The 26,234-nt window shown below is 64.4% G+C and carries 28 protein-coding genes; 6 read left to right on the top strand and 22 right to left on the bottom strand.

Going from position 1 to position 26,234, the window contains the following annotated elements:
- The first annotated feature begins 1 nt into the window (after nucleotide 1).
- The 6 genes from BW990_RS00275 to BW990_RS00300 are packed head-to-tail and all read left to right on the top strand — an operon-like array spanning nucleotide 2 to nucleotide 3,463.
- Nucleotides 2-271, top strand: coding sequence for a flagellar biosynthetic protein FliQ (locus BW990_RS00275; RefSeq protein WP_076443846.1), 270 nt, complete (start codon nucleotides 2-4; stop codon nucleotides 269-271).
- 3 nt (nucleotides 272-274) lie between these two features.
- The gene (locus tag BW990_RS00280; protein WP_076443848.1) at nucleotides 275-982 is read left to right on the top strand and encodes a flagellar hook-basal body complex protein; all 708 of its coding nucleotides are present in this window, start codon (nucleotides 275-277) and stop codon (nucleotides 980-982) included.
- Nucleotides 983-1,000: 18 nt separating this feature from the next.
- Entirely contained in the window at nucleotides 1,001-1,786 is a 786-nt protein-coding gene (gene flgG, locus BW990_RS00285) for a flagellar basal-body rod protein FlgG (protein WP_076443850.1), read from the top strand.
- Between the two features lie 20 nt (nucleotides 1,787-1,806).
- Nucleotides 1,807-2,208, top strand: coding sequence for a flagellar basal body P-ring formation chaperone FlgA (gene flgA, locus BW990_RS00290; protein ID WP_234990128.1), 402 nt, complete (start codon nucleotides 1,807-1,809; stop codon nucleotides 2,206-2,208).
- Nucleotides 2,205-2,936, top strand: a complete 732-nt coding sequence (gene flgH / locus BW990_RS00295) for a flagellar basal body L-ring protein FlgH (protein ID WP_076443854.1) — start codon at nucleotides 2,205-2,207, stop codon at nucleotides 2,934-2,936. The genes flgA and flgH overlap by 4 nt, the downstream gene beginning before the upstream one ends.
- A 44-nt stretch (nucleotides 2,937-2,980) precedes the next feature.
- Nucleotides 2,981-3,463 (top strand): flagellar basal body-associated protein FliL, encoded by a 483-nt coding sequence (locus BW990_RS00300; protein WP_143526030.1) that lies wholly within the window; start codon nucleotides 2,981-2,983, stop codon nucleotides 3,461-3,463.
- Between the two features lie 16 nt (nucleotides 3,464-3,479).
- Here the strand turns inward: BW990_RS00300 and BW990_RS00305 are convergent, their stop codons facing one another.
- The 22 genes from BW990_RS00305 to bchL all read right to left on the bottom strand — a co-directional run bounded on the left by BW990_RS00305 (nucleotide 3,480) and on the right by bchL (nucleotide 26,126).
- The gene (locus tag BW990_RS00305) at nucleotides 3,480-3,893 is read right to left on the bottom strand and encodes a hypothetical protein (protein WP_076443858.1); all 414 of its coding nucleotides are present in this window, start codon (nucleotides 3,891-3,893) and stop codon (nucleotides 3,480-3,482) included.
- Nucleotides 3,890-4,975 carry a flagellar type III secretion system protein FlhB gene (gene flhB, locus BW990_RS00310; RefSeq protein ID WP_076443860.1) on the bottom strand — a complete coding sequence of 362 codons (1,086 nt, stop codon included), beginning with the start codon at nucleotides 4,973-4,975 and terminating at the stop codon, nucleotides 3,890-3,892. The genes BW990_RS00305 and flhB overlap by 4 nt, the downstream gene beginning before the upstream one ends.
- Complete coding sequence (locus BW990_RS00315; protein ID WP_407690119.1) at nucleotides 4,975-5,751, bottom strand: flagellar biosynthetic protein FliR; 777 nt, start codon at nucleotides 5,749-5,751, stop codon at nucleotides 4,975-4,977. The genes flhB and BW990_RS00315 overlap by 1 nt, the downstream gene beginning before the upstream one ends.
- Nucleotides 5,748-7,844 carry a flagellar biosynthesis protein FlhA gene (flhA, locus tag BW990_RS00320; protein WP_234990129.1) on the bottom strand — a complete coding sequence of 699 codons (2,097 nt, stop codon included), beginning with the start codon at nucleotides 7,842-7,844 and terminating at the stop codon, nucleotides 5,748-5,750. The genes BW990_RS00315 and flhA overlap by 4 nt, the downstream gene beginning before the upstream one ends.
- 200 nt (nucleotides 7,845-8,044) lie before the next feature.
- Complete coding sequence (locus tag BW990_RS00325) at nucleotides 8,045-10,174, bottom strand: hypothetical protein (RefSeq protein ID WP_076443862.1); 2,130 nt, start codon at nucleotides 10,172-10,174, stop codon at nucleotides 8,045-8,047.
- Nucleotides 10,171-11,040, bottom strand: a complete 870-nt coding sequence (motA, locus tag BW990_RS00330) for a flagellar motor stator protein MotA (RefSeq protein WP_076443864.1) — start codon at nucleotides 11,038-11,040, stop codon at nucleotides 10,171-10,173. The genes BW990_RS00325 and motA overlap by 4 nt, the downstream gene beginning before the upstream one ends.
- Nucleotides 11,041-11,081: 41 nt before the next feature.
- On the bottom strand, nucleotides 11,082-12,197 hold the full coding sequence (locus BW990_RS00335) for a flagellar basal body P-ring protein FlgI (RefSeq protein WP_076443866.1): 1,116 nt from the start codon (nucleotides 12,195-12,197) through the stop codon (nucleotides 11,082-11,084).
- Entirely contained in the window at nucleotides 12,194-13,195 is a 1,002-nt protein-coding gene (locus BW990_RS00340) for a flagellin (RefSeq protein ID WP_076443868.1), read from the bottom strand. Before BW990_RS00340 ends, BW990_RS00335 begins: the two co-directional genes overlap by 4 nt.
- Before the next feature lie 10 nt (nucleotides 13,196-13,205).
- Nucleotides 13,206-14,615: a FlgK family flagellar hook-associated protein gene (locus tag BW990_RS00345; RefSeq protein WP_076443870.1), complete on the bottom strand. Its 1,410-nt coding sequence runs from the start codon at nucleotides 14,613-14,615 to the stop codon at nucleotides 13,206-13,208.
- A 33-nt stretch (nucleotides 14,616-14,648) separates the two neighbouring features.
- Nucleotides 14,649-15,950 (bottom strand): flagellar hook protein FlgE, encoded by a 1,302-nt coding sequence (locus tag BW990_RS00350; RefSeq protein ID WP_076443872.1) that lies wholly within the window; start codon nucleotides 15,948-15,950, stop codon nucleotides 14,649-14,651.
- Between the two features lie 121 nt (nucleotides 15,951-16,071).
- Nucleotides 16,072-16,893, bottom strand: coding sequence for a flagellar motor protein MotB (locus BW990_RS00355; protein WP_076445052.1), 822 nt, complete (start codon nucleotides 16,891-16,893; stop codon nucleotides 16,072-16,074).
- A gap of 138 nt (nucleotides 16,894-17,031) precedes the next feature.
- Entirely contained in the window at nucleotides 17,032-17,427 is a 396-nt protein-coding gene (locus BW990_RS00360) for a c-type cytochrome (RefSeq protein ID WP_076443874.1), read from the bottom strand.
- Between the two features lie 77 nt (nucleotides 17,428-17,504).
- A complete protein-coding gene (gene hemA / locus BW990_RS00365) occupies nucleotides 17,505-18,719 on the bottom strand; it encodes a 5-aminolevulinate synthase (protein WP_076443876.1) in 1,215 nt (404 codons plus the stop codon).
- The gene (puhE, locus tag BW990_RS00370; protein WP_076443878.1) at nucleotides 18,709-19,512 is read right to left on the bottom strand and encodes a putative photosynthetic complex assembly protein PuhE; all 804 of its coding nucleotides are present in this window, start codon (nucleotides 19,510-19,512) and stop codon (nucleotides 18,709-18,711) included. Before puhE ends, hemA begins: the two co-directional genes overlap by 11 nt.
- A 181-nt stretch (nucleotides 19,513-19,693) precedes the next feature.
- Entirely contained in the window at nucleotides 19,694-20,845 is a 1,152-nt protein-coding gene (gene acsF, locus BW990_RS00375) for a magnesium-protoporphyrin IX monomethyl ester (oxidative) cyclase (protein ID WP_083950414.1), read from the bottom strand.
- Nucleotides 20,842-21,138 carry a hypothetical protein gene (locus tag BW990_RS00380; protein ID WP_076443880.1) on the bottom strand — a complete coding sequence of 99 codons (297 nt, stop codon included), beginning with the start codon at nucleotides 21,136-21,138 and terminating at the stop codon, nucleotides 20,842-20,844. The genes acsF and BW990_RS00380 overlap by 4 nt, the downstream gene beginning before the upstream one ends.
- A gap of 17 nt (nucleotides 21,139-21,155) precedes the next feature.
- Nucleotides 21,156-21,620 (bottom strand): photosynthetic complex assembly protein PuhC, encoded by a 465-nt coding sequence (gene puhC, locus BW990_RS00385; RefSeq protein WP_076443882.1) that lies wholly within the window; start codon nucleotides 21,618-21,620, stop codon nucleotides 21,156-21,158.
- A gap of 12 nt (nucleotides 21,621-21,632) precedes the next feature.
- Nucleotides 21,633-22,295: a photosynthetic complex putative assembly protein PuhB gene (gene puhB / locus BW990_RS00390; RefSeq protein WP_076443884.1), complete on the bottom strand. Its 663-nt coding sequence runs from the start codon at nucleotides 22,293-22,295 to the stop codon at nucleotides 21,633-21,635.
- Between the two features lie 33 nt (nucleotides 22,296-22,328).
- Entirely contained in the window at nucleotides 22,329-23,102 is a 774-nt protein-coding gene (puhA, locus tag BW990_RS00395; RefSeq protein WP_076443886.1) for a photosynthetic reaction center subunit H, read from the bottom strand.
- A gap of 26 nt (nucleotides 23,103-23,128) precedes the next feature.
- Nucleotides 23,129-24,553, bottom strand: a complete 1,425-nt coding sequence (locus tag BW990_RS00400; protein WP_076443888.1) for a PucC family protein — start codon at nucleotides 24,551-24,553, stop codon at nucleotides 23,129-23,131.
- Nucleotides 24,550-25,206: a magnesium protoporphyrin IX methyltransferase gene (gene bchM / locus BW990_RS00405; protein ID WP_076443890.1), complete on the bottom strand. Its 657-nt coding sequence runs from the start codon at nucleotides 25,204-25,206 to the stop codon at nucleotides 24,550-24,552. Before bchM ends, BW990_RS00400 begins: the two co-directional genes overlap by 4 nt.
- Entirely contained in the window at nucleotides 25,206-26,126 is a 921-nt protein-coding gene (gene bchL, locus BW990_RS00410; protein ID WP_076445056.1) for a ferredoxin:protochlorophyllide reductase (ATP-dependent) iron-sulfur ATP-binding protein, read from the bottom strand. The genes bchM and bchL overlap by 1 nt, the downstream gene beginning before the upstream one ends.
- Nucleotides 26,127-26,234: the final 108 nt, after the last annotated feature.

Raw genomic sequence — 26,234 nt, forward strand, 5'->3', positions numbered from 1 at the left:
CATGCTCACCGAGATCATTTTCTTCGACACCCTGCGCCAGGGCCTCTGGATCGCGACGATCATCTCCGTCCCGATTCTCGGCGTCGCACTTCTCGCGGGCGTCGTCGTCGGCCTGTTCCAGGCGCTCACCTCCATCCAGGAGATGACGTTGACTTTCGTGCCGAAGCTCGGCGCGATCATCGTCGTGTTCTGGATGTCGATGAGCTTCATGACCTCCACGCTGGTCGCGTTTTTCCAGGGCCAGATCTTGCCCATTATCGTCGGAGGCTGAACCATGTCCGCATCGTCCTATACCACGATCACGCGGATGTCGGGTCTCGCACGCGAGATGCGCGTCGTCGCGAACAATATCGCCAATGCCAGCACGACCGGCTATCGCGCCGAACAGGCCCTGTTCTCCGAATATATCCGTCGCGTGGACGATACGAGCCTGTCCATGGCCAGCGCCCGAATCGGTCACACGAACCTCGCCCAGGGCACGCTCGGTCAGACCGGCGGGCAGTTCGACTTCGCGATCGAGGGTGACGGCTTCTTCCAGGTCCAGACCGACGACGGCCCCCGGCTCACCCGCGGCGGGGCCTTCACCAAGACGCCCGAGGGGGCGCTGGTGACGATGGACGGCAATGCGGTCCTCGATGCCGGCGGCGCACCGATCTTCGTACCCCCCGGCGGAGACGTCCGCGTCGCACCCGATGGAACCATGACGCTGGGTGGTCGCGCCTTCGCCGAACTTGGGCTCGTGCGGCCGGTGGACCCGAACCGCCTGGTCCGTGAGGGCAGCCAGCTTTTCGACCCCGATGGAGAGGTCGAGCCGGTGGTCGATACCCGCATCCGGCAGGGCTTTCTGGAGGCGTCCAATGTCGATCCGGTGAACGAACTTGCCCGGATGATCGAGGTCAGCCGTGCCTACGAACTCGGCCAGAGCTTTCTGGAAAGCGAAAACGACCGCCTGCGCGACGCCATCAAGTCCATGTCCCGTTAACCTCGAAAGGAAACCTCCATGCGAGCCCTGAAAATCGCCGCAACCGGCATGTCCGCGCAGCAGATGCGGGTCGAGGTGATCTCCCAGAACCTCTCCAACATGTCGACCACCGGCTACAACGCCCGGCGGGCCGAATTCGCGGACCTGCATTACGATCAGGTGGCCCGCCCCGGCACGGTCAACGCCTCGAACGGCACCGTCCTGCCCACCGGCATTCAGCTCGGTCTCGGTGTGCGGCCGTCCTCGGTCACCTTCGAGCCGGCGCAGGGCTCGCTCTCCGGCACCGGCGGCGATCTTGACCTCGCCATCGACGGCGATGGCTATCTCGAGGTGATCCTGCCCTCCGGGCAATCCGCCTATACGCGCGACGGCGCGCTGAAACGCGACGCCGACGGGCTGATCGTCACGTCGGACGGGCTCGAGGTCGCCAATGACATCGTCATTCCGCCCGAGGTCCGCTCCGTCTCGATCAATGCCAACGGGGAGGTCTGGGGCTATTTCGACCTCGGCGGCGAACTGCAGGTTCTGGGCGAGTTCACCCTGTCGGGCTTCGCGAACGTGAAGGGGCTCGAGGCAATCGGCGGCAACCTCTTCGTGGAGACCGGAGCCTCGGGACCGCCGCTCGTCGCCCAGCCCGGCACCGAGGGGTTGGGAACGTTGCGACAAGGCTACCTCGAGGACAGCTCCGTCGATCCGGTGCGCGAGATCACCGATCTGATCGAGGCCCAGCGCGGCTACGAGTTGAACGCCAAGGTCCTGTCCGCCGCCGATCAGATGCTCGGCGCCACCACGCAGGTGCGGTGATGCGCGCCCTCTTGTTTCTCTTGGCCAGCCTCGGCGCCGCCGCGCCGGTCTCCGCCGATGTGGTGGTCGCAACCCGTCCGATCTCGGCCATGGAAGTGATCTCCCCGTCTGTCGTCGCCTTGCAGGAGGGCACGATTCCGGGTGCGGTCTCCGACCTCGCCGCCGCCCTCGGCCGAGAGGCCCGTGTGGCGCTTTTCCCGGGCCAGCCCATTCTTGCCCGCCACCTCGCGGCGCCCGCGATCATCGAGCGCAACGCATCGGTTGCCGTCATCTTCGACAGCGCCGGGCTGCGCATCGAGACCGAGGGCCGCGCGCTCGGCCGCGGTGGCGCCGGAGATCGCATCCGGGTGATGAATATCGCCTCCCGGTCGACGCTGTTCGGCACGATCCAGGCCGATGGCAGCATCCTGGTTTCGCCATGAAGACGCTTTTCCTACGGACGCTTCTCCTCGCGCTGCTGTTGGCCGGATGCAACCGGGTCGGCCATGTCGGCGAGGCGCCCGATTTCACCAATCCCGGCCTCGGCGACGAACACAAGGCGATGGTCTATTCCATGGTCGGCGAACCGCTGCCCGGAACCGGGCGGCCCGACGTCGCCTCGCTGTGGGATTCCGGGCGCCATTCGCTTCTGGGCGACCGCCGCGCCGGGGCCAAGGGCGACATCATGACCGTCGTCATCGAGATCGACGAGAAAGCGGAAATCTCCAATTCGACCAATCGCTCGCGCAGCGGATCGGAGAGCCTGGGCATTCCGCAATTGTTCGGTGTGCCGCAAATCATCTCCGAAGACCTGCCCCTTGGCGCGACGATCGATCCCGCGATCTCCATCGACTCGAACAGTGCCTCCGGCGGTCAGGGATCGGTGCGCCGGAACGAGAAACTGACGCTCCGGGTCGCAGCGACCGTGCTTCAGGTTCTGCCGAACGGCATCCTGCAGATTTCCGGCTCGCAGGAAGTCCGGGTGAATTTCGAGATACGGGAATTGCTGGTGACCGGATATGTGCGGCCCGCCGACATCACGCGCCAGAACGAAATCACTTACGACAAGATCGCCTCGGCCCGCATTTCCTACGGCGGCCGCGGTCAGATCAGCGACATGCAGCAGCCGCGCTACGGTCAACAAGTCCTCGACATCATCACCCCATTCTGAGGTCCGCGATGAAAGCGATCATTCTGCCTGTTCTGCTGGCCCTTGTGGGCACCGGCGCCGGGATCGGTGCGGCAATGGTCCTTGGCGGGCCCAAGGAAACGAAAACGGATGTGGCTGAAACCTGTCCGGAGCCGGAGGGTGCCGGCGCGGCCGAACCAAGCGCGGCGCCACCGAACACCGCGGATATCGCTGCGTCCGAGACAGACTCGGAATACGTCAAGATCAACAACCAGTTCTTCGTCCCGGTGGTCGACAACGAGCGCGTCGTCGCCACCGTTATCCTTTCCCTCGACCTCGAAGTGGCGCCGGGCACAAGCGATCCGATCTTCACGATGATCCCGCGCCTGCGCGACGCGTTCCTGCGGGTGCTCTTCGATCACGCCAATGCCGGGAATTTCGGTGTGGGCTATACGGAAAACGCCTCCCTCGATCTTCTGCGCCGCAACCTGCTTTCGGTTGCCCAGGGGATCGGCGGCCAGACGATCAGGCGTGTCCTGATCACGGAAATCGCGCGTCAGGGCGCGTGAAAGATCCCGGTCGGCCTCAGCGCTTCGGACGCAGGGGAAGCAGGGCCTGCAATTCCGCGTCTTGTGCCTTCCTGAGTTCCGCGCGACCTTCGACCTCGACACGGGCTTGAATGCCCGCAAGTGCGGCGTGCCGAGCCACATGATACGCGGTCTCCCGCGAAAGGTAATCCTGCCTGACCCGCGCCTGTGCGATTTCGGTGTTGAGCGTGCCGCGCCGTTGACCGAGCCAGATCGACCAGGCCGGATCCGACTGGCTGACGCGCCGCGCGGTGTCCTGGCCTTCTTCCGCGATGGCGCGACGTTGCAGATCGGAGATGCGTCCAGCCTCTGACCGCGCGGCCATCTCGGCATCGCGCGCTTCGCGCAGGCGGGCCAGCGCGTCGAGTTCCACCAACCGCGCGAGCTGCACGAGATCGTCGATATTGCTCATCCGCGCGCCCTCGCCTTGGCCCGCATCTCCTCGGAAAAGCGGATGGCCGCTGCCACCGCCTTGTAGAGATCAGGCTCGATCTGTGCGCCGATATCGACCGTGGCGTACAGGGCCCGGGCGGTCGGCGGATCGGACTTGATCGGCACGCCCGCTTCTTCCGCCACCTGCCGAATTCGGTGCGCAACTTCATCGACGCCCTTGGCCACGCAGACCGGCGCCGTTCCCGGCTGGCGCGACCATTTCAGCGCCACCGCATAATGGGTCGGGTTCACGACGACCACGTCCGCCTTCGGCACATCGGCCATCATCTGGTTCATGGCGATGTCATGCGCCCTTTGCCGACGCTCCTGCTTCATCGCGGGATCGCCCTCCATCTCCTTGAATTCATCGCGCAGATCCTTGTGACTCATGCGGTTCTTGCGGCGATGCTCCGCGTCCTGCCAAAGCGCGTCGACGATCCCGATCGCCAGCGAGATCACGAGAACATAAGAGAGAAACCTGACCATCAGCGTTCCCAGGCGGCGCGCGATTTCCCCGGGCGAAGATTGCAGGCTTTCGAGGATCGCGACATGTTCGGACCAGACGACAAGTCCGAGGCAAGCGGAGTAGATCGTCAGTTTGGTCGCACTCTTGGCAAACTCGAAAAAGCCGCGGCGACCGTATTTGTTCTTTGCATTCGCGATCAACGAGATCCGGTTCAGCTTCGGCGCGAGCTTGGACGGGGTGAAGACCAAGCCCCGTTGCGCGACGAGAGCCGCGAAGACCAATGTTGCAGGCACCAGAATGAAGGGCAGGCCCGGCACGAGGCTCCGCTGGAGAAGTCCGCCGGTCGGCGCCGTGGCCGCGTCGCCGAAGAAGAGCGATATCAGTCGGTCGGGCTGTTCGATGAACGGAAGGAACCGTTCGGCACTGATCCGCGCCAGATCCGCGCCGGCGACGAGCGCGGTCAGCAGCACGCCCGCGTAGACGGCGGCGGTCAGAAGGTCGGGCGACCGCGCGATCTCGCCCTTCTTCCGCGCCTGTTCCAGCCGCCGGGCCGAGGGTTCGTGTGGTTTCTCGCCGCTCTCCGCCTCTTCTGCCATCAGCGCACCACGGCGAAGGGATTGGCGATGACGCGGTCGACGGCGTCAAGCCAGACCTGAAGAAGGTACGGCGCGGTGATCGCGAGGAGGGCAATCGCGCCGAAGGTGATGAGGGGCGCCCCGACAAGCGCGACCATCAATTGCGGCATCGCGCGATTGATCACGCCCAGCGTCAGATTGTACAGAACCGAGATCAGGACGAAGGGCGCGGCTAGGGTGAAGCCCAGGATGAACGCCTGCGACGCCGCGGCCCGTCCCCATTGGCCCACCGAGGCCGGATCCGGAAAAAGCCCGATCGGAAGCAGGTCATAGGACAGGATCAGAAGCGCCGCGGCCTTCACGTGCAACCCGGTCAGCATGAGAAGGGCGAGACCGGCAACCGTCAGAATGTGCCCGATCGTCGGCAGCGGCTCTCCGGCGGCGCCGCCCAGAAGCTGGGACAAGGAGGTGGCTTGCGCCGCGATGGAGCCCGCGATCTGCAGCGCCATGACCATGAGGCGCAGCGCGAGGCCAAGGGCCAGTCCCGCGACGACCTCGGTCAGGACAAGTCGGGCGACGGTGCCGAGGCCAGGCTCGGGAAAGGTGTGCGCCGCGGTGACCGCCGGTGCGGCGATCACGGTCAGGGCAAGGGCGAGCACGAGGCGGACGCGGACGGGAATACTCTGCTCCCCGAGCCCCGGCAGAACCGCGAGGACGGCCCCCACCCGGAAGAACACGACCGCGCCCGCCCAGAGCATGGCTGCGGGCAGACCGGTCAGTGCCTCGAGGCCCGTCAAGCCGCGACTGTACCGACGAGCGAGGGCCGCGCCTCGACGCCGATCTCCTCGAAGGACAGAACCGGGCTTTGCACGCCTTTGGCCGAGAGGATCGTTCGCAGGAAGCGGCGGCGGCGCGAAGAGGTCACGAGGGCGGGATAGACGCCCCGGCTTTGGGCGGCGTTCACTTCCGAAGCGACGCTTCTCGTCAACCGCTCGAAGGCTTCGGGGGGAAGCGCCACGTCGAGGCCTGCACCATCGCCGTCGATCTGGTAGGTCCGGAAGGTCTCCTCCCAATCGGGGGCGAGCTGGATGAGCGGGATCGTACCATCCCCGCGTTTCAAGCCGGAAACGATCTGGAAACCGAGCTTCTGTCGAACATGTTCGCAAACCGCTTCGGGCGGCATCTTGGTATGCCGCAACTCCGCGATCGCCTCGAGTATCAGCGGCAGGTTGCGCACCGAGACCTGCTCTTCCAGGAGAAGCCGCATCACCGCGAGCAGCGTGTCGATCTGCACCTTGTCGGGCACCATTTCATCCAAGAGGCGCTTGTTCGCATTGGCCCGGCCGTCATTGGACAGGCGGACCAGTTCGTCGAGGATGCGGCGCAACGATTTGAGCGTCATCAGCCGGCCGAAATTGCGCTTGATTGTCTCGAGCAGATGCGTCGCCAAGACTTCCGCCGGGTTTACGATTGTGGCGCCGGCCATGGCGGCCTCCTCCTGATCGGCCATGCGGATCCAACGCGCCGGCGCGCCATAGACCGGCTCCTGAACGTCTTCGCCGCCCGGCAGACCGTGCTGACCATCGGGCAAGAGCGCCAGCATCAGGTCGGGGTGCAGAACCCCGCGCGCCACCTCGACCCCGTGCAGACGAATCGTGTAGGTGCCGGGGTCCAGCGCCGCGGCATCGGTCAGCCTGATCTCGGGCATGATGAGGCCGAAATTCTGCGCAATATGCGTGCGCATGTTTTCGATCCGGACATCGAGGCCCGTTGCGGGATCGAGAACCATGTTGACCAGATCCGGCGCGAATTCGAGGTGGATATCTTCGAGATCGAGCACGTCACCGATGGATTTTCTCGGCGGCGCCTCCAGTTCGGGTGCCGGTTCCGATTGTGCCGCAGCGTTGCGGCGCGCCACGAAGAAGGCGGCAGCGCCGAGGGCCGCGCCGCCGAGGATGAACGGCAGAAAGGGCAGGCCGGGCACGAAGGCGAAGAGGCTCATCAGGACCGCGACGGTTCCGAGAGCGGCCGGGTGGCGACCCAATTGACCGACCAATGCGACATCCGTCGCGCCGATCGCGCCACCACGGGCCAGCAGGAGCGCCGACGCGATGGAAATGATGACGGCCGGTATCTGGGAGACGAGCCCGTCGCCGACGGTCAGGATGGCATAGGTGGAGAACGCGTCGCCGACTGCCATGTCGTGCACGAAGACGCCCATGGCAAGACCCATGACGAGGTTCAGGAGCGTGATCAGGAGGCCGGCGACGGCATCCCCCTTCACGAATTTCGATGCGCCATCGAGCGACCCGAAAAACGTCGTTTCCTGCAATTCCCGTTCGCGGCGCGCCTTGGCTTCGGCATGATCGATGGCGCCGGCCGACATGTCGCTGTCGATGGCGAGTTGCTTGCCCGGCATGCCGTCGAGGGCAAAGCGCGCACCGACCTCGGCCATGCGGGCCGCGCCTTTGGTGATGACGGTGAAATTGACGATCAGCAGCACGCCAAAGACCACCAATCCCAGAAAGATGCTGCCGGACATGACGAAAGATGCGAATCCCTCGATGACGTGACCCGCGGCGTGGGGGCCTTCATGACCATTGCCGATGATGAGTTTCGTCGAAGCCACGTTCAGCGACAGTCGCAGCATCATCGCCGCGAGCAGAACCGTGGGAAAGGCCGAGAAATCGAGAGGCCGTTCGACGAAGAGGGTGACGGTGAAGATCAGGATTGCCAAAGCAAAAGATGCCGCGAGGCCGATGTCCAGGACCACGGCGGGCATCGGCAGAATCATCATCACGATCACCGCCATCAGCGCGACGGCGAGAAGGACGGTAGGCTGGAAAATGCCCTTGGCGCGTCCGGCAATCATCGGCAATTGCCCGCGCATGGAGTGTCGTCACGATCCTTGCGGTCGTGAGTAGGTGCCAGGGATCGAGGACAGATCGGTGCCAGTAGCTCCGAACAGCAGGACAGGCGCAGGTCGCTCACGTTGGTTTCTCCGACGCATGGATTGCGGGCTAAGTCAGGTCAATCTGTTGCAGATATTGGTGAGCACGGTGTTAACACGCGCGCTTATAAGTTCGGCCCTCAGGGTGAGACCGAGGTCTCGGTCAACAGAGCGCCCAGCGATGACCGCGCTGCCTCGCTCTCTTCCAGAAGTGACTCGAAATCGTCGAGGGTCGCGGGATCAAGCGGACCCGGATTGCTCGTCGCAAGACGCGATACCGGTGCCCAGGCACCGGCATCTTCGCTCACCCGGTCCCAGGCCTCTGCCAGAATAGCGGCTTCATCGGCGAGACCGGACGTGTCATCTGCTGGTTCTCCGGAGGTCAGGAAGGCGAAATCCTCCATCCCGGTGCGGGCCGCGCGGCGGATTTCCCGCGCATCGGGCCCATCGAGCGCGATGGTCAGAAGCTCCGCCTCTGCAAAATCACCCACAGATAGGGCGATCCGCGCCTCGAGAAGCGTTCGGCGTCGCAGCAGGCCCGGATCGGAGACCTTTTCAAGGAGCTGGTCGAGCGGTCGGTCGATCCCCAAATCGATCGCGCGTTCCGAGAGATCGAGCAGATCGCCTTCCGGCAGCTTCGCATCCCGTGCCAGCGCGTCGCGAATGTCAAAGATGAATTCCAGAAAGCGGGCATCGTCAGCATCTGAAAGACCCGCCCGCAACGCCATTTTGGCAAGCTCACCCGCCCGTTCAGAGGAAAGCGTGCTGTCCTCGAGGATCCTCTTGAATGCCGATCGATACTCCCCCGATCCTATGAGCGCAGACAATTCCGCAGCGCGGGCCTCTCCAGCCGCGTCCGTTCCGGCCAGTTCCGACCCGATCGCGGCCGCGAGCGGTGCGAGCAGGGCTGCTTCATCTGCGTCTTCGGTCGTTTCGGCCAAGTCGAGGAGTGCCGCAGCGGCCACCTCGTCGTCCCGCGATCGGGTCAGGTTTTTCAGGACCTCCCGACTGGAGGCAGCAGAGCCCTCGTGTGTCGCCAGGGTATAGGCATCGGGAGGCTCGTCCCCGATATAAGCGAGGTCCGTCGTCACACCCTCGATGATCCGATTGATCCCATGCGCCTTGGCGGCCTTCGCGAGGTGTGGTGCAAGTCGAAGCTGGAGAGCTTCGGGCAATGTCTGATATGCCCGACGCGCGATACTCTCATCGAGAAAATCGGCAGGCACGTTCCGCGACAGGAGCGCCCAAAGATTGGCTGCGCCCCCACATCCCAAATGACGCGCGAAAAAATTGGTCGGATCGTCACCGGTCTCGACGCTGCTTGCGAGTGCAGCAAGGACGGCCCATTCCGGATCATCGCGCTCTGGTGCCAGCGCCATTACCTCTTGGCCCCAACCAAGTGCGAGATAGGATTTCGCGAATCCGGTCAAAGCGGATTCCGAGATCTCGCCGTCAAGACCCACCAGTGAGACCTTCGTCCGGCGGAGATCCAGATAATCACCCTTCAGCTCACTGAAGTCGGTGAGATCGCTGATCTTCCGGCACATATCCGGTGACGGTTGGCCAGGACGGATACCTGCCTGATCATGCTCTTGAGTGCCCGCGATGAGGTCGGACAAGCCGCGCGGAGTATCGCCATCCCGCGGAGTCAAAGCGCCAAGGTGGAGGGCGCCTTCGAATTCCTGCAACAGACGTTTCGCCGTGGTGGACACATTGACTGCGCCAGTCTCTATGTCGAATGTGGGAGGCATTGCTTGCTCCAGCTCCGAAAGCAGCGGTGCAATTGTCTGTGTCTGCGGATCCGGGAAGCTCGCGCTCAAGCGTGTTGCGTTGTTCGTGAGGAAGTCTGCAAAGTCGGACGGGACGTCCCCCCGGGCTGCACTTTCTGTCACGATCTCCACCGAACCTTCGGTCGGGTCGGAAATGTCCAGAACGAGATATCCACGCGGCAGGGTGAAGGACGTCACTTGGCATTCACAATTCAGTCCCAGAGACAAATCACCGGAATCCTCAGCCATGACCGATGCAACCCGGGCTCGGTCAATGCGGTCGTAGAAGGTTGTAAGATCGGGCCGTCGATCATTCGCATTCGGACTTCGTGTCAAGACGAGCTGGCGCGGGCCATCCGTCTCGAGCGACCACTGACCTGGCGTGGGCTGCTGGACGACAATGCGGGTGAAACGTCCATGGTCACCGGTGAAAACATCGAGATTCTGGGCAAAGACAACGCCAGGCAGGATAAGCGCGACAAAGACGAGCGCATATTTCATGCCGCTTGGCTCTTCGCATTGCGCAAGGCTTCTTCCACATCGGAAAAGCTGGGACGCATGTGGTCGGGCGTGTTCTGGCGGCCGACCTCGATGCAGATATTGGCGGGATGATTGTGCAAGTTGGCAACGAGGACCTCGCGGATCAGTTGGTAGAAGTGGCGATCTTCCTCAACGACGGCGCCGACCTTCCCAGCCATTGGCCCGACGAGGCCGTAGGCCAGAAACACTCCGAGAAAGGTTCCGACCAAGGCCCCGCCGATCAGTTTTCCAAGAACTTCCGGAGGCTGATCGATCGAGCCCATCGTCTTGATCACGCCGAGAACCGCAGCCACGATGCCGAGCGCTGGCAAACCATCCGCGACCGTCTGAAGTGCATGGCTGGAATGCATCGCATGATGCAGCGTAGCCTCCATCCGTTTGTCCAGCACCTCCTCGACCTGATGTGGATCATCGTAGTTCATCGACATGGATCGCAGCGTGTCGCAGATCAGATCGACGGCTTCCCGGTCTTTCTGAATTTTGGGATACCTGCCGAAAATCTCTGACTCTTCAGGGTTTTCGACATGTGGTTCGACAGCGACCGGGCTCTGGCGCGCCAATCGGATCAGTTCGAACAACAGGCACAAGAGGTCACGATAGTCCGATTGCTTCCACTTCGGGCCCTTGAAGACCTTGCCGATATCCTTTGCGGCATGTTTGATTGCGGATATGTCATTTGCGATGAGGAAGGCGCCAACCGCGGCGCCGCCGATGATCATCATCTCGAAAGGCAGGGACGCCAGGATGATCCCCATCTTGCCGCCCGCGAGAAGATAACCGCCGAACACCATGACGAAAATCACGACGATGCCGAGTATACCGAACATTTTGCTCGCTCCGTTTTGGTCGAAAAAGGGCCGGAGTCCGGCTACAGCACTACCAGTTCCGCATGCAGCGCACCGACTGCCTTGATCGTCTTGAGGATGTCGATCATGTCGCGTGGCGGGACGCCGAGCGCATTGAGGCCCGCGATCACTTCCGACAGGGAGGTGCCAGCCTGCACTTCCGCGAGGCCCGGACCGAGTTCTTCCTCAATCGCGGCTTCGGTCCTGGGCACGACGACCGTTTCACCCTCCGCGAAAGGATTGGGCTGCGCCACGATGGGTGCCTCCTGGATACGCAGCGTGAGATTGCCTTGACTGACCGCGACGCGAGAAATGCGAACATCCTGGCCCATCACGATTGTGCCGGAGCGTTGATCGACGACGACCCGTGCGCGGCTTTCCGGTGCAACAGGGATGTTCTCGATGCGCTGCACAGCGTGCGCCGTGGATCGACTGCTGACGCGCGTCAGATCGATCCGGACCGTTCCTGAATCGAGCATCAGCGCCGCATCGCGCCCGAACGCCGCGTTGATTGCTGATTCTATGCGTATCGCGGTGGTGAAGTCGGCCTCGCGCAAGGCCAGTGTCATGTCGCGCAATCCAGCGAAATCGAACCCCACCTCCCGCTCCACGCGCGCGCCTGCGGGAATGGCACCGGATGTGGGCACACCTTTCGTGACCACGGCCCCTTCGCCTTCCGCGGTGACTCCCCCAGCAATGATCGTGCCTTGGGCCACGGCGTAGATTTTCCCATCGGCCGCGTTCATCGGTGTCATGATCAGGGTGCCGCCCAGCAGGCTGGTCGCATCGCCGATGGCCGAGACCGTCACATCGATCTGACTGCCGGACCGCGCAAAGGGCGGGAGAACCGATGTGATCATGACGGCAGCCACGTTCTTCGGGCGGAACTGCTCACCGGTAACGTTGACGCCCAGCCTTTCCAGGATATTGGCCATCAGATCTTCGGTGAAAGGCGCGTTTCGCAGACCATCTCCGGTTCCGTTCAATCCGACCACCAGACCGTAGCCGACAAGATCATTTCCCCGAACGCCCTCAAACTCCACAAGGTCTTTGATCCGGACCTGTTGCGCCTCGGCGAGACCCGAAATGGCCAAGGCGGGAATCGCGATCAATAGGAGGCTCAGCGCGCGGCGGATCATCTCATGGCCTCCAGGAAGGACATGCGCCTCGCGGTGAGCGTGACCGTATACAAGCTCTCCAACTGGAACTGCGCCGCTTCCAGTTTGGCGGCATCGTCGAAAGGATCGGTTCCCACGAGGGAAAGGCGCAGCGACTGAACCGCAGAGAGCTCGACCGAAATACGGGTCGCGGATGTCTCGATACGGGCTTCCGTCGCACCGAGGTCGGATCGCAGGACGGAAAGCTGGCCTTGCGCCTCAATCATCCGCAATCCCGCGCTTTCCAGAAGTCTTGTCTGGTCCGTCTCAGCCAATCCCAGGACAGGATCGGTGGCAACCATGGCGGTCACGAGACCCTTCAATCCCGCCCGGATCGCCGCATTATCGGCGCGAATACCGAGCGACACCTCAGCGCCATTGCCCAGTTTCTGGGGCGCAAGCGACGTGGTACTGCCGAGATAGGCGTCAGTTGCGAAGCCGGTCGGTCCATCGAACCAATTGTCGAGCCGCGCGGTCACATCCGCGGCATCGCTCGCTCCCGCGAGCGCCGCGTTGATTGATGCCAGAATGGTCTCGGGGTCGGCCAGGGGCGCCCGGTCGGTCGCCGTGCCACCGAAGATCGATCGCCCGGCGCTTTGCGTGTTGAGCGTGGCGATGCTTGCATCGAAGGCATCCCGGGCACGTGCGGATACCAATGCCCGCTCGCTTGGAAGAACCATGAGGTCCGCCCGCAGCATGTCCGCGCTGCGCGCAGACCAGGTGGTATCCAAGGTCTCCAAACTCGTTTGTTGCGAGGTGGCGCGGATGCCGACCTCGTTCACCAGGTCACGCGCGAGTGTCAGGCGCGCGATATCGCCGACGATGCCGTTCAACCGGGATGTGTCACCGCCGAGCCGGCGTGCCGGATCCGCGGCAAGACCGGTGGTCAATTGTTGTCCGAAGCGGTCGATCTGGGCTTTCAGGAAACCTTGTCGAGATTTTTGCACGAGGGATTGTGCAAGATCACCAATGGATAGCATGGACATCTCCTCAGATACTCAACAGCTGATTCAGCATTTCGTCGACGCTGCGCAGAACCTGCGCATTCGCGGCGTAGTTCTGTTCGATTTCCAGAAGGCGCTGTAGTTCAACGTCTGAGTCGACACCTTGCGAGAATTCGATTTCTCTCAGCGCGGTGTTGCGCGCGGAGAACCGGGTCAGGGCGTCTTCCGAAAGGATGCGTGTGGCTTCGATGGAAGCACCAAATGCCGCGAATTGACCGCGCGCCGAGCGCACCGATCCGCCCAGAGCGGGATCCGTGGGGGCGCGCAGCGCATTTAAGCTGTCGGACAGGGCATTCAGCAGAGCCGCGTCACCGACCTCGCCGGGCGCGGTCGCGCCGAGACCATCCCGCAATTTCCACAGATCGGTCGATCCCGGCGCGACGGCCGGATTCCAGATGAGACGTTCGGAAAGGCCCGGGACGGGCGGTGGTCCGGGCGGCGCGCCCAATTCGGAGAAGAGGCCGATCTGGCCGGGCGCAATGGTCGCATCGGGGCCCCCGGCGCCGAAGCGCTCGATCAGATCGTAGGCGATCCCGTCGAGCCGCGCTTGCGCTTCGGGCAACATGACGTCTCTGGCCTCGAAGGCTGCGCCCAGCCGCCCGCCCGAGAGCGGTCCCTTCGGGCCCGACGAGACGGCACGCCCATTGATGGTAAGCCCGCCCAGCAGACCGTTCGCCTCGGTCATCTGGGCAGCGATGACCGGGGTCGGAGTGAAGCCCACGGTCGCGGGCTGCCCGTCGAGAAGGATCGCACCGTTGGTGGTGTAGAGCGCGATACCGTTCTGATCGCGCGGCGCGGTGCGGATCGGAACGATCTCAGCCACCGCATCGATGACCTTCTGCCGCTGGTCGAAGAGCGACGCGGTCGATGCGGTACCGGGCTGTGCGCGGGCCAGCGCCTGGTTGAGAGAGGCCGCCTCCTCGAGAAGGGCATTGAGTTGCGCCAAATCCTTCGCGATGGCCGTATCGGCATCGGCCCGGGCGGCCTGGATCTCGCCCGATGCGGAGCCGATCGCCTGCGCGAGATCCGAGCCCGCGACGGCTACGGCGTTCAATCGCTGCTCGGAGGCAGGGTCGGCCGCGGCGGACAGCAATGCGGAATCGAAGATCGACATCAGGTTCTGCAGCGATCCCGGATCCTCGGCCGATCCGGCCAGCGCGTCGAGACGCTGCGCATAATCCTGCATCGTCTGCGCCGCCGCCATCTCGGCATCCGACAGGCGGCGGTCCGAGAGGAGAGCCGGATCGACCACGCGCAGGATCTGGTCGCCCACGATGACGCGCCGCGCGTAACCCGGCTCCGACGCGTTGGAGAGATTGCTCGACACGACGCTGGTCGCCTGCGCATTGCGCGCAAGCCCCAGCAGAGCCTTGTTGACTGCGATGCTCATCGACATGGGCAAGCTCCGGTTCGGCGCCTAGGCATGGCCTCAGCGCTTGATGTTGGTGGTTTCCTGCAGCATCTCGTCCACGGTCTGGATGACCTTGGCGTTGGACGAATAGGCGCGCTGGGTCTGGATGAGCTGCGTGAGTTCGGACGCCACGTCGGTCGTGGATTCCTCGAGCGCAAAGCCCAGGATTTCCCCGGTGGGGCCGGTCGCCGCGTCCCAGAGGAAGTAGCTGCCGCTGTTCATCGAGGTAGCGTAGATTTGGCCGGGCAGCGGAATGAGGCCGTTCGGGTTCGGCACGTTCACCAGCGGGACCTGGTAGATCACCCGAGTGGCGCCTGTATCGAAGGTCGCGATGACCATACCGTTCGCATCGACCTCGACCGAGGTCATGCTACCGACGGGCGAGCCGTCTTTCGAGATGTTCAACGGTGCGAAGGTATCGGACAGCTGGGTGATCCCGTCGCTGGCCCCGATCTGACCGATGGTCAGCTCCATCGGTCCGCCGGCGACGTTCACGATGACCGAGCCCGTGGCGGGATCGTAGGCGCCGCCCGATACGGTGGTCACACTGGCAATGGTGCCGCCCGCGGTGCGGGAATCGTCGAACACAACCTGGTATTCCCCGATCACGACGCCGGGCGTGGCGCTGTCTTCGATCACCATCGTCCAGGTGTTCGAAGTGCCCGTGGCCGGGATCGTCGGCGTGTAGGTGATGTTCAGCGTCTCGGAGACGCCGAGGTTGTCGTAATATTCCACCGACAGAACGAGAGGGTCGCCGCTGGCCGAGGCATCGGTTTCGGTCGCGGGCAGATTGAGACCGAGCGTCACCATTGTCGTCGGCTCGCCCGACAGCTGGTTCGCGTCAATCCGCACCGGTTCGAGACCGTCCGACGTGTCGCGCGGATAGGTGCCGATGGTGCCGTCCGGTTCGGCCGGCCAGCCCAGGAGCATCAGCCCATCCGGCGACACGAGGTAGCCGTTCTCGTCCGTCGAGAATGAGCCGGTCGTGGTCAGGAACATCTGCGGATCGGTGCTTCCGGCCTGAACCTCGGACGCCTGGGCGACGGGAAGGAAGCCCGGACCGCTCACGGCGAGGTCCGTGGCGTTCGAGGTCGAGACCAAGGCGCCTTTCTGATCGATCTCGTAACTCGTCGAGGTCCGAACGCCGCCCGCGGTATATTTGCCCCCCGAGCTTGCCAGGACCACGGAATGGAAATCCGTCTCCGCCTGCTTGTACCCGTAGGTTTCGGAATTCGCGATGTTGTCGGCGATGGTGCCGAGCTGGTTCGCATTCGCGGCCAACCCGGACACGCCGGCATTCATGGAGGAGGAGATCGTCATGACTGGCCTTTCTGCTCTGTCGCGTCCGGGCCTTGGTATCGTGCGGACCTTTAAGGTCTCACTAACGCGTAAAATTCTCCGTATCGTTTTCCGGCGGCCCGCGAGGACCGCCGGTATCCGCTCAGCGCAGGAAGACGACCTCGACGCGGTTGTTGCGCGCATGGGTCTCGGCCCGGCGATCCGCATCGCGGTCGCCATGGGCGGTGACGCGCCGGATCTGCCGCTCCGGCAGGTTGCTTGCGATCATCCGGTCGAGCACGACATCGGCGCGCGCGCGGGACAATTGCCATGCCGGGTCCTCTTCCAGCACGACCGGGAACCGCTGCACATGGGTTCCGATGGCGATCTCGTTCTCCACCAGCATGCCCATTTCCAAAACCAGCCAAAGCAGCTCTTCCAGAACGGGCGTCACCTCGGCCTCTCCGGTGAAGAGGGGCGCATCGGGCAGGTCCGACATGGTGATGACCAGCCCCTCATCCGTGATGCGCGTCGCGATATGCGCCATCAGCGCATTGCCGCTGGCGCTTTCGACGACCTGCTCGCGGAAGGTCTGTTCGATGTCGGCCAGCTCGGAATCCATGCTGCTCTGAACGCCGTCTTCCCCGGAATCCTCACGATTGCCGCCCTGCACGACCGGCTGGAAGCTCGACGCGCCGGTGCCGTTCTGCGGCAGGGTTTCCTCGGCGAAGACCGAATTGCCCTGCAAGGATTCCGAGCCGCCGCCCGAGATCTTGCTGATCGAGACGGTGGGCGCGAAGTAATCCGCAAGGCCCTTGCGCTGTTTCTCGGTCGTCGCGTTCAAAAGCCACATGAGCATGAAGAACGCCATCATGGCGGTCACGAAATCGGCGTAAGCCACTTTCCAGGCGCCGCCGTGATGGCCTCCGCCTTTGACGATTTTCTTCCGCTTGATAATGATCGGCGCAGCGTTGCTGCGGGACATGCCATTCGACAACTCACCCACTCCTTTTTCACCTTGCCCTCGGTATAGAACGGCACCCCTTCCGATCTCCGGGCGCCACTGCGGCAGGATTCTGGCGAATAGTGCGAATTTTCGGGGATTGGACGCGGGTCGCGCGGTTCAGCGCGAAAGATCGGCGAGATAGCGATAGATCGCGTCACCGCCGCGTTCGAGCCGGAACGCCATGCGGGCCCGGGCGGATGGATCGTCGAGATAGGCTTTGAGGAATTCCGTCGGATTGCGCAGGTAGCTCACGAAGGCGTCTTCGGACCAGACGAGCCCCTGCGCGGCCGCCTTCCGCAGGGAACGGGAATAGTTGAAGCCGGGCTTGGCCGCCGCGGATTGCCCGGCGATGCCGTAGAGATCGGGGCCGATGCGACCGCCCACGACCAGTTTCGTGCCATCCGGGGCGGTCACCGAGTGGCAGGCCGCACAGCGTTCGAAAAGCCGTGCGCCGTCCTGGGCGGATACGGGCAGGGGCAGGAGCAGAAGACAGACAAGGAACAGGCGCGGCATACAAATCACTTTTCGGCCTCAATGGCCTGTGATCCTAGCGCGCCGCGCCTGCTCTTGCACGGTCTCCGATCACACGATCACGCGACCGCGTGGGCAATCGCGCAGCGTTTCCAGAGCGTTGCAAGCGCCTGAACGAGGTGTTCGATATCCGCATCGCTGTGCAGCGGCCCCGGCGTGAAGCGCAACCGCTCCGTGCCCTTGGGCACGGTGGGGTAGTTGATGGGCTGCACGTAGATGCCGAAATCCTGCATCAGGATGTCCGCGAGCTGGCGGCACTTGACCGGGTCCTTGATCATCACCGGGATGATATGGCTCGGATTGTCGAGATGCGGGATGCCCAGCGCGTCGAGACGCATCCGCAACTTGGCGACCTGCGCCTTCTGGCGGTCGCGCTCGGCGCTGCTGTGCTTCAGGTGCCGGATCGAGGTGCGCGCGGCCGCGGCCACGGCGGGCGGCAGCGCGGTGGTGAAGATGAAGCCCGAAGCGAAGGACCGGATGAAGTCGCACAGCGCCACGGAACCGGTGATGTAGCCGCCGACGACGCCGTAGGCCTTGCCGAGCGTGCCCTCGATCAGGGTGATCCGGTCGCGCAGGCCCAGCTCTTCGGAAAGGCCACCGCCGCGCGGGCCGTACATGCCCACCGCGTGCACCTCGTCGAGATAGGTCATCGCGCCGTGCTTTTCGGCGACATCGAGGATCGCCTCCATCGGGCTGATATCGCCATCCATGGAATAGACCGATTCGAAGGCGACGATCTTGGTCGCGTTCGACGGCAGGGCCGCCAGCTTGCGATCGAGATCCGCGGGATCGTTGTGCTTCCAGATGACCTTCTTGGCCCGCGAATGGCGGATGCCTTCGATCATCGAGGCGTGGTTCTTCTCGTCCGACAGGATCACCGCGTCGGGCAGCATTGCGCCCAGGGTCGACAGGGCCGCCCAGTTGGAAACGTATCCGCTGGTGAAGAGAAGGGCCGCTTCCTTGCCGTGCAGGTCCGCGAGCTCCGCCTCCAGCAGCGCGTGCTGGTGGGTGTTGCCGGAGATGTTGCGCGTGCCCCCTGCCCCGCAGCCATGCCTGGCCACGGCGTTCTGCATGGAGGCGATCACCTCGGGGTGCTGGCCCATGCCGAGATAATCGTTCGAGCACCAGACCGTCACCTCGTCGGGCGCATCCGTGTCATGGCTTTTCGCCTTCGGGAACGCGCCGCACTTGCGCTCCAGCTCGGCGAAGATCCTGTAGTTTCCATCCTCGCGCAGGCTGTCGAGCTCGGCGTTGAAAAGGGCGTCAAAGTCCATGGGCGTCCTCCCGGGTCTTCTGGTTTTGTTTGGGCGCGGGCAACATCCAGCGCCAAAGCTTCTCGTCGGGCAGCGGCAGAACCATGAACCAATGCTCGAGCAGAGCGAGGGCGGTCAGCGCAGAAAGAAGCGCGAATCCGGCAACCTCGGCAGGCGAGGTCGCGGAATAGATACGCTCGAGCCAGCAGGCGGTGGCGAAGCTGAGCGCGGTGATCGAGACCGGAAAGAGCACGTTCATCGGCGCGATCCGGAAATGGCTGGGCAGGTGCGACAAGGCCGAGGGCAGGAACTCGGTGTTGATCTTGGGCACGCCCAGGAAAAGGTTCAGTTTGGCCGAGACGCGCGCCACGAAGAGCACCGCGAAGGTCCAGACGCCGAACATGTTGGCCGAGCCGTGCAGCGCGCCCCACATGGCGATGAGCGAGAAGACCAGCGCCATCTCGTGATAGGCGATGGTGCCCCAGGCGCGCAGGAAGCGCTCCCAGCCCGGGCGTCCCTCGGGACAGGGATGGGTGTTGGGACCGGTGACGACACCGGCAAGGAACGCAAGCTCGATCCAGCCCCAGATCGCCAGGGCCGACAGGAAGGCGATATAGACGCCGTCCACACTGGCCTGCGATCCGGACGTCCAGAGACCCCACGCACCGAGACAGAGCACCGGCAGGGACAGAAGCGTGACGGCGAGGGAGCGGTTGCCGCGATCCGCACCGCGCACGACCAGAAGGATCAGCCCGGTGGAGAACCACCAGGCAAAGAGCGCCAGAAGCGCCGCGATCCAGGGGTCGGTCAGCATGGCCAAGCCTCGCCTAACGCGCTCTTGCGAAGAGCGCGGTGCGTTTTCGACGCGAAAACGCGGGCACGGATGTCCGCGGCATGCGCAAGGGTCGCACCGGTGTCGCCCGGCCGCCCCGAATTCCGCGCGGGAATTCGGAGCGTTTTCCGTGCGGGAAAACGCGGCCGGTGCGACGCGGGGCTCAATAGACCGGCTCCAGACGCGTGCTCTCGGGCACCCGGTGCTTGTGGGCAGGGATCGTGTAGAGCTGCGCGAAACACAAAGCCGCCTTGGCCGAGTTCGCCCAGGCCTTCAGCTTGCCGCCCAGCCCGCCGGCTTCCTTGCCCTCCGCGATCGCCACGTTGGCGCGTTGCAGACGCTCCAGCGTCGGCTGCCAGCGCGGATGCTCGATATCGAGCGTGATCGGGAAGATCTGCTCCGACAGCTTCGAGGTCTTGGTGAAGACCTCATGCGCGTACCAGTCCGGATCGACGCCCAGTGCTTCATGGAAGGCCGGACGCTGGTGGTCGCGGACATACATCGTCGCATAGACCGCCGTGAGGAAGAACTTGATCCACAGGACATTGCGCCCCGAGGTCAGCTTGGGGTCGGTCTTCATGAGAAGCGCGAAGGCCTCGCCATGGCTGAACTCGTCGTTGCACCATTCCTGGAACCACTTGAAGATCGGGTGGAAGCGGTGCTCGGGATGCGCCTCGAGATGCCGGAAGATGGTGATGTAGCGGGCATAGCCGATCTTCTCGGAGAGGTAGGTCGCGTAATAGATGAACTTCGGGCGGAAATAGGTGTATTTCTTCGACTGTGTCAGAAAGCCCAGGTTCACCCGCAGGCCCGCCTCACGCAGCGCGTCGTTGATGAACCCCGCATGCCGCGCTTCGTCCCGCGCCATGAGCTGGAAGAGCTGCACGATATCGTCGTTGTTGCCGCGCCGCTTCATCTCCTTGTAAAGCACGCAGCCCGAGAACTCGGCGGTGCAGGACGAGATCAGGAAGTCGATGAATTCCTTCTTTAGCTGCGGCTCCATGTTCTCCCAGTCGACGTGATCCCAGTCTTCGTTCTTCTTGAAGTGGCCCTTGTTGGGGTCGCTCACCATCTGGGCGATCAGCTTGTCCCAGTCCTCGCGCACCGGGGAGACGTCGATCGCGTCGAGCTCGTCGAAATCGGTGGTGTAGAAGCGCGGCGTCAGAAGGGTGTTGGACATCGCCGTGTTGGTGGCGAAATCGTCGTCGTACTTGGCCTGCTCCTGCTGCAGCGCGAGGCTGTCCTCGACATTGGTGATGTCGGCGGTATGCGTCGGCTTGGCGCCTTTCATGTCGGATGTGTTCTGGACATTCATAGCCGCACCTCCTCGGAGAACGAGAATTCACACAGCTCCATCACCTCGAGATCGCCGGTCATGCGGGTCCAGAGCTGTTCGAGCTTGGAGGCGCGGACGATGATCGCCTCGCGGTCCTCTGAGACGATCTCGCCGAAGGGGGCCATGATCTCGGGCCCCTGGACGGTGACTTCGTCGCCCGGATAGATCACGGCGCCGTTGTTGAAGCGCACATGCGCGTGCAGGCTTTCGAATTTATGTGAGATCTCGACGGTGCAGGGCGCCCTCTCGATCTCGCGTGTCAGTATTCCCATGGTCTTGTTCCCTTTGCTTAGTCCCGCAGAAGCCTGGCGAAGGCCGCTGCGTTGTCTGCGCCGAACCCCATGAGGTCGGCGCGCCATCCGGTCGAGGGATCGAAGATCCCCATCCGGCCGTTCTCGTAGGCGACGAGCCGCACCGGCCCGTCGAGCGGCTGGCGGGCATTGGTCCGCTCGCGTTCCAGAACGCGTGCGACACCGGCGATGAACCCGCCTTCCTTGGGCCCGAAATCGACGATCACGGTGCCGTTCTGGTCGAGGACCCGCGCCGCGCCGGACATCTCGCCGGCAAGGAAGATTATGCGTTCCTGCGCGACCGGGCTTTCCGGCGGCAGCGCCTCCAGCGGACGGTCGGTCCAGACCCAGAAGCTGGTGAGCGCGAGGATCACCAGGACGAGCGCGGTCATCGCCCGCACCAGGACCAGCGGCACCAGGTCGCGGTCTTCGTGGCGCAGGCTCGGCTGTGTGTTCGTGGACATGGCTGACCCTCCCTATTCCGCGGCCACGGCGGCGCCGGCATCGGCCCCGCGTGCGGGCGTGTCGGTCTGCGCGCGGCGCTCGACCCGCGGGTCGGTGATGCGCGTCATCGCGGCCTCGCCCAGAAGCGTGGCAATCCGGTCGGCCTCGGGAATGCAGCGCAAGGCGGGCTGCGTCGGGTTCATCTTCCAGGGCCGCACATGCGGCCAGCAGACGAGGTAGGACAGCCGCGTCTTGCCCAGCGTCTGGAACGAGATCGTGCCAGTGCCGTCCCGCCGCCGCGCCAGATCCGCCGAAGCGATCTGGCTGTAGGGCAGGTTCAGCGTCATCGTCAGCGCCGCGCCGATCCGCATCGCCACGCGGCGATTGGTGATCGTGTAGACCGTGGCGCGCGCCTGAACGTAGGCGATGAGATAGAGAAGCCCCAGCGCGATCGCGCCGAGGATCATGATCGGCACCGCCGCGCCGATCGCCTGGCCCAGCGGCATCAGGTCGACCACGGCGAGGAACCGCCACAGGACCAGCACCACGAAATATCCCGCCACCCATTTGAGGTTCAGCGCCTCGCGGGCGAGCGCCCAGCTGTTCGGACGCCCCTGCCAGAGGATGCATTCTCCCTCCGGCGGGGTTTCCGGCAGCCCGCGGACGGGCTCGGTTGCGAAATCATCGTGGTGCATGGCTTTCCCTCCTATGCGGCGAACAGCTTCGGCTTAAAGCTGCGGTTCGAGACGCGACTTGTCCGCGTAGAGGACGCCACCGCCGTAATAGGCGCTGATCTTGTCCTCTTCGAGCTTCGTCACCTGTCCCGGTGTCTTGATCTGCGGCACGCCGGCGAACTGATCGGCGTAGAGCGTCTTCACATCGACCCGGTTGCCCCAGATCCGCGCCAGGGTCAGCGGGACCAGGCGCTTGCCCGCGCCGCCTTCCAGCTCGATCTCGAGGTAGCGGACCAGTTGCTCGGGCTCGTCGACCCACATGTCGGAGACCATGCCGACCACCTTCATGTCACCCGACTGCACCGGCAATCCGCGCGGATCGCGTCCCGCGGCGACGTGGAAATGCCCCTCGCCACCCATCGGGATGATCTTGGGCTTTCCGTGACCGTCGAGCTCGGGCTCGTCGCGGCGATTGGCCCAGGCCGCGGGGCCGATGCCGTTGGCCAGCGGATCGCCGACCGGATCCCAGGGGAAACCGCCCGAATCGAATTCGCGGGTCATGTTGGCGTGGTGATCGTCGCGATCGGGCGGCTGCTGCGAGGGCACGGTATAGGTGCCGCGGCCATGGGGCAGGTGGAAGGTCTTGTCCTTTGGGTTCGGAAATACCCCGCCCGCATCGGCCTGGCTGCCGTCGTCATTGACGAGCGGATAGCCCTCGCGCTGGTTCTCGCGCTGGATCCAGATGACCAGCCCCACGAAGAAGATGAAGAACAGCCACAGCGAGATGCTCGCGAGGTCCAGATTTCCGAAAATGTAGTCTTCAACCATTGTTAGGGTCCTCCATCATGGTTGCGTCAGGTCGGGAAGTCGGCGAGGCCGAACTTCGCCGGACCCCCGATGGGCTTCCGCATCCGGGTCACGAGCGGCCCGAGAACCGCCAGCGTCAGGAACAGAAGTCCGATTTCGATATGGTAGACGACGGAATAGCCCGTCGCTTTCGTAGCCAGGGCGGTGCCGAGATCGCCCGCCATGGCATGCATATTCACCCAGTCGCGGATCGCGCCGCCGAAGGCCGTCGACAGGCCCGCGGCCGTGGCCTGCGCCGCGCCCCAGGCCCCTAGCGCGAGTCCGCGTCCGGCAAGGCCCTCGGCCGGCATCGTCATCGCCGCCATGAGGGTTGAGACCGCGAAGTAGCCGCCGCCCAGCCCGATCAGCCCGGCCCCGGCGAAGAACAGCGCTGCGGAATTCATCGGGGCCGCGAAGATCACGGTCGAAAAGGCCGCGACCCCCACCAGCACGCCCGCTGCCGACATCCGGTAGGGATTGCCGCCGCGCGCCAGAACCCGTGCCGCGAGCCCGAAGCCCAGAAGCGCGCCCGCCGCCCACATCGCCGTCAGCAGCGTGGTCGAGGAGATGGAAAGACCGAGGATCTCGCCGCCATAGGGCTCGAGCAGCACGTCCTGCATGTTGAAGGCCATGGTCCCGAGGAAGACGACGACCAGAAGCCGCCCGGCAATGCCGCCCTTGGCGAAATCCGCCCAGGCGTCGCGGAAGCTCGGGCGCGGCTCGGCGCGCTCGGCGGCCGACATCGGGCGCACCTGCTCCTGCTTCCAGAGCGCGATGAGGTTCAGGACCAGACCCGCCACCGCGGCCCCCTGCACCACGCGAATGAGCCGGAGCGGCGTGTAATCGGTCAAGAGCCAGCCGATGATCAGCGCCGAGACACCCATGCCCAGAAGGAACATCACGTAAAGCAGCGCCACGACCCGCGGGCGGGTCTCGTCCGTGGCGCGGTCCGAGGCCAGCGCGAGGCCCGCCGTCTGCGTCATGTGCAGGCCGAGGCCCGTCATCAGGAAGGCCAACGCGGCCAGCACCTCGCCCGCGAAGGGCACCTGGTGGACCACGTCGCCGCCCAGCACCAGCAGCGCGAAGGGCATGACCGCGAGGCCGCCCATCTGCCAGAGCGAGCCGAACCAGAGATAGGGCACCCGCTTCCAGCCGATGGCCGACCGATGCGTGTCCGACCGGAAGCCCATAAGCGCGCGGAACGGCGCGATGAGAACCGGCAGCGCGATCATAACTGCGACGATGGTCGCCGCGAGCGACAGCTCGACGATCATCACGCGGTTGAGCGTGCCCAGAAGCATCACCGTCGCCATCCCCACCGACACCTGAAAGAGCGACAGCCGCAGAAGCTGCGCCAGCGGCAGCTCCGTGGAGGCCGCATCGGCGAAGGGCAGGAAGCGCTTCGTCAGGTGGATGAGGCGCGGCTGGCTCATGCGCGGACCTCCATCGCGTGGGAGATGTAGAAGCCCGAGGAGACGCGCCCGAGGTCCCGCCCGTTATGGCGCGCGATCAGGCGCTCCGGCGCATGGGGCACCATCACCGGCGAACGATCCGAGCGCGGAAAGAGCTTGCCGGTATACCACATCGCCATCAGCGGCAGGGTCCGGGGCGCCACGGTGAAGATCGTCTTCTCGGACCGCGACGACAGGCACGACAGCGCCGCGTCGATATCGGCGGGGCTGTAATAGATCAGGCTGTCCATCGCGAAGACCGCGTCGAAGGTCCCGTGCCCGGGATCGAGCATGTCGCCCGCCCGGAAGGTGACGCGGCCCTGCAGGTGGTCCGGCAAGCGGCGCGCCGCGACCTTGAGAAGCTCGGGCGAGATGTCGACGGCGACAACCTCCGCGCCACGCTCGGCCAGCTCTGCCGTCATCTGTCCCGCCCCGCATCCGGCATCGAGCACCCGCGCGCCCCGCAGATCGGCAGGCAGCGCCGACAGCATCCGGGCCCGCATCTCGTCGCGGCCCTTGCGAACGGTCTCGCGGATCCGGCTGACCGGCGCGTCCGAGGTCAGCGCCTCCCAGGTGCGGGTGGCGGTGCGGTCGAAATAGGTCTCGACGCGGGCGCGGGTCAGCTCGTAGCTCATCAGTCGAATCCCAGAAGCTCGAAGATGTCGCGGTCGGGCAGCGGCGCGGGCGCCAGCGCCTCGGTGCCGTTGAACAGCGCTTCGGCAAGGCGGATGTATTCCTTGCGCGCCATCACGATGTCCTCCTCGTCGGGCATGTCGAAGAGGGTCTTCTTCTTCAGACGCGACCGGCGAATGGCATCGATATCGGGCATGTGCGCGATCCGGTTGAAGCCGACCACGTCGCAATAGCGGTCCACCTCGTCGGTGTCCTTCGACCGGTTGGCGATGCATCCCGCGAGCCGCACCTTGTAATTCTTGGACTTGGCCTGCACCGCCGCGATGATGCGGTTCATTGCGTAGATCGAGTCGAAATCGTTGGCGGTGACGATCACCGCCCGGTCGGCATGCTGCAGCGGGGCCGCGAAGCCCCCGCAGACCACGTCGCCCAGCACGTCGAAGATCACCACGTCGGTGTCGTCCAGCATGTGATGCTGCTTGAGCAGTTTCACGGTCTGGCCGACCACGTAGCCGCCGCAGCCGGTGCCCGCGGGCGGCCCGCCGGCTTCCACGCATTTCACGCCGTTGAAGCCTTCGGTCACGAAATCCTCGGGCCGCAATTCCTCGGCGTGGAAATCGACCTCCTTCAGGATGTCGATCACCGTGGGCTGCAACTGCCCCGTCAGGGTGAAGGTCGAATCGTGCTTCGGGTCGCAGCCGATCTGCAGCACCCGCTTGCCGAGCTTGGAGAACGCGGCCGAGAGGTTCGAGGATGTCGTCGACTTGCCGATCCCGCCCTTGCCGTAGACCGAGAACACCTTCGCGCCCTCGATCTTCATGGAATCGTCCTGATGCACCTGCACCGATCCCTCGCCGTCCTGGCCTTTCAGAACGGGGGGCGATTGCACCCAGCGTTCTTTCAGCCCGGCGGCTTCGCGCATCGCGGCGCGGTGGCTCGGCGGTTGTTTGTCGAGCGGGCTCATGGAGCACTCCTTCCGGCAGGGGCGCAGACCCCTGCTTTGCCTCTTTCAAAATACGCACCCGCCCCG

Source organism: Roseivivax lentus (genome assembly GCF_900156805.1).
Lineage (GTDB): Bacteria > Pseudomonadota > Alphaproteobacteria > Rhodobacterales > Rhodobacteraceae > Roseivivax > Roseivivax lentus.

What these genes read in the sequence shown, in the direction of transcription:
- flhB (WP_076443860.1), bottom strand. Translation starts at nt 4,975, where the DNA reads ATGGCAGAAGAGGCGGAGAGCGGCGAGAAACCACACGAACCCTCGGCC.
- BW990_RS00355 (WP_076445052.1), bottom strand. Translation starts at nt 16,893, where the DNA reads ATGTCCCGCAGCAACGCTGCGCCGATCATTATCAAGCGGAAGAAAATC.
- BW990_RS00380 (WP_076443880.1), bottom strand. Translation starts at nt 21,138, where the DNA reads ATGGGAATACTGACACGCGAGATCGAGAGGGCGCCCTGCACCGTCGAG.
- puhA (WP_076443886.1), bottom strand. Translation starts at nt 23,102, where the DNA reads ATGGTTGAAGACTACATTTTCGGAAATCTGGACCTCGCGAGCATCTCG.
- flgH (WP_076443854.1), top strand. Translation starts at nt 2,205, where the DNA reads ATGAAGACGCTTTTCCTACGGACGCTTCTCCTCGCGCTGCTGTTGGCC.
- BW990_RS00325 (WP_076443862.1), bottom strand. Translation starts at nt 10,174, where the DNA reads ATGAAATATGCGCTCGTCTTTGTCGCGCTTATCCTGCCTGGCGTTGTC.
- bchM (WP_076443890.1), bottom strand. Translation starts at nt 25,206, where the DNA reads ATGAGCTACGAGCTGACCCGCGCCCGCGTCGAGACCTATTTCGACCGC.
- BW990_RS00350 (WP_076443872.1), bottom strand. Translation starts at nt 15,950, where the DNA reads ATGACGATCTCCTCCTCCATGAATGCCGGCGTGTCCGGGTTGGCCGCG.
- BW990_RS00400 (WP_076443888.1), bottom strand. Translation starts at nt 24,553, where the DNA reads ATGAGCCAGCCGCGCCTCATCCACCTGACGAAGCGCTTCCTGCCCTTC.
- BW990_RS00335 (WP_076443866.1), bottom strand. Translation starts at nt 12,197, where the DNA reads ATGATCCGCCGCGCGCTGAGCCTCCTATTGATCGCGATTCCCGCCTTG.
- BW990_RS00340 (WP_076443868.1), bottom strand. Translation starts at nt 13,195, where the DNA reads ATGCTATCCATTGGTGATCTTGCACAATCCCTCGTGCAAAAATCTCGA.
- flhA (WP_234990129.1), bottom strand. Translation starts at nt 7,844, where the DNA reads ATGCGCGGGCAATTGCCGATGATTGCCGGACGCGCCAAGGGCATTTTC.
- puhC (WP_076443882.1), bottom strand. Translation starts at nt 21,620, where the DNA reads ATGTCCACGAACACACAGCCGAGCCTGCGCCACGAAGACCGCGACCTG.
- BW990_RS00305 (WP_076443858.1), bottom strand. Translation starts at nt 3,893, where the DNA reads ATGAGCAATATCGACGATCTCGTGCAGCTCGCGCGGTTGGTGGAACTC.
- BW990_RS00275 (WP_076443846.1), top strand. Translation starts at nt 2, where the DNA reads ATGCTCACCGAGATCATTTTCTTCGACACCCTGCGCCAGGGCCTCTGG.
- BW990_RS00280 (WP_076443848.1), top strand. Translation starts at nt 275, where the DNA reads ATGTCCGCATCGTCCTATACCACGATCACGCGGATGTCGGGTCTCGCA.
- BW990_RS00345 (WP_076443870.1), bottom strand. Translation starts at nt 14,615, where the DNA reads ATGTCGATGAGCATCGCAGTCAACAAGGCTCTGCTGGGGCTTGCGCGC.
- bchL (WP_076445056.1), bottom strand. Translation starts at nt 26,126, where the DNA reads ATGCGCGAAGCCGCCGGGCTGAAAGAACGCTGGGTGCAATCGCCCCCC.
- acsF (WP_083950414.1), bottom strand. Translation starts at nt 20,845, where the DNA reads ATGAATGTCCAGAACACATCCGACATGAAAGGCGCCAAGCCGACGCAT.
- puhE (WP_076443878.1), bottom strand. Translation starts at nt 19,512, where the DNA reads ATGCTGACCGACCCCTGGATCGCGGCGCTTCTGGCGCTCTTTGCCTGG.
- flgG (WP_076443850.1), top strand. Translation starts at nt 1,001, where the DNA reads ATGCGAGCCCTGAAAATCGCCGCAACCGGCATGTCCGCGCAGCAGATG.
- BW990_RS00360 (WP_076443874.1), bottom strand. Translation starts at nt 17,427, where the DNA reads ATGCCGCGCCTGTTCCTTGTCTGTCTTCTGCTCCTGCCCCTGCCCGTA.
- puhB (WP_076443884.1), bottom strand. Translation starts at nt 22,295, where the DNA reads ATGCACCACGATGATTTCGCAACCGAGCCCGTCCGCGGGCTGCCGGAA.
- motA (WP_076443864.1), bottom strand. Translation starts at nt 11,040, where the DNA reads ATGTTCGGTATACTCGGCATCGTCGTGATTTTCGTCATGGTGTTCGGC.
- hemA (WP_076443876.1), bottom strand. Translation starts at nt 18,719, where the DNA reads ATGGACTTTGACGCCCTTTTCAACGCCGAGCTCGACAGCCTGCGCGAG.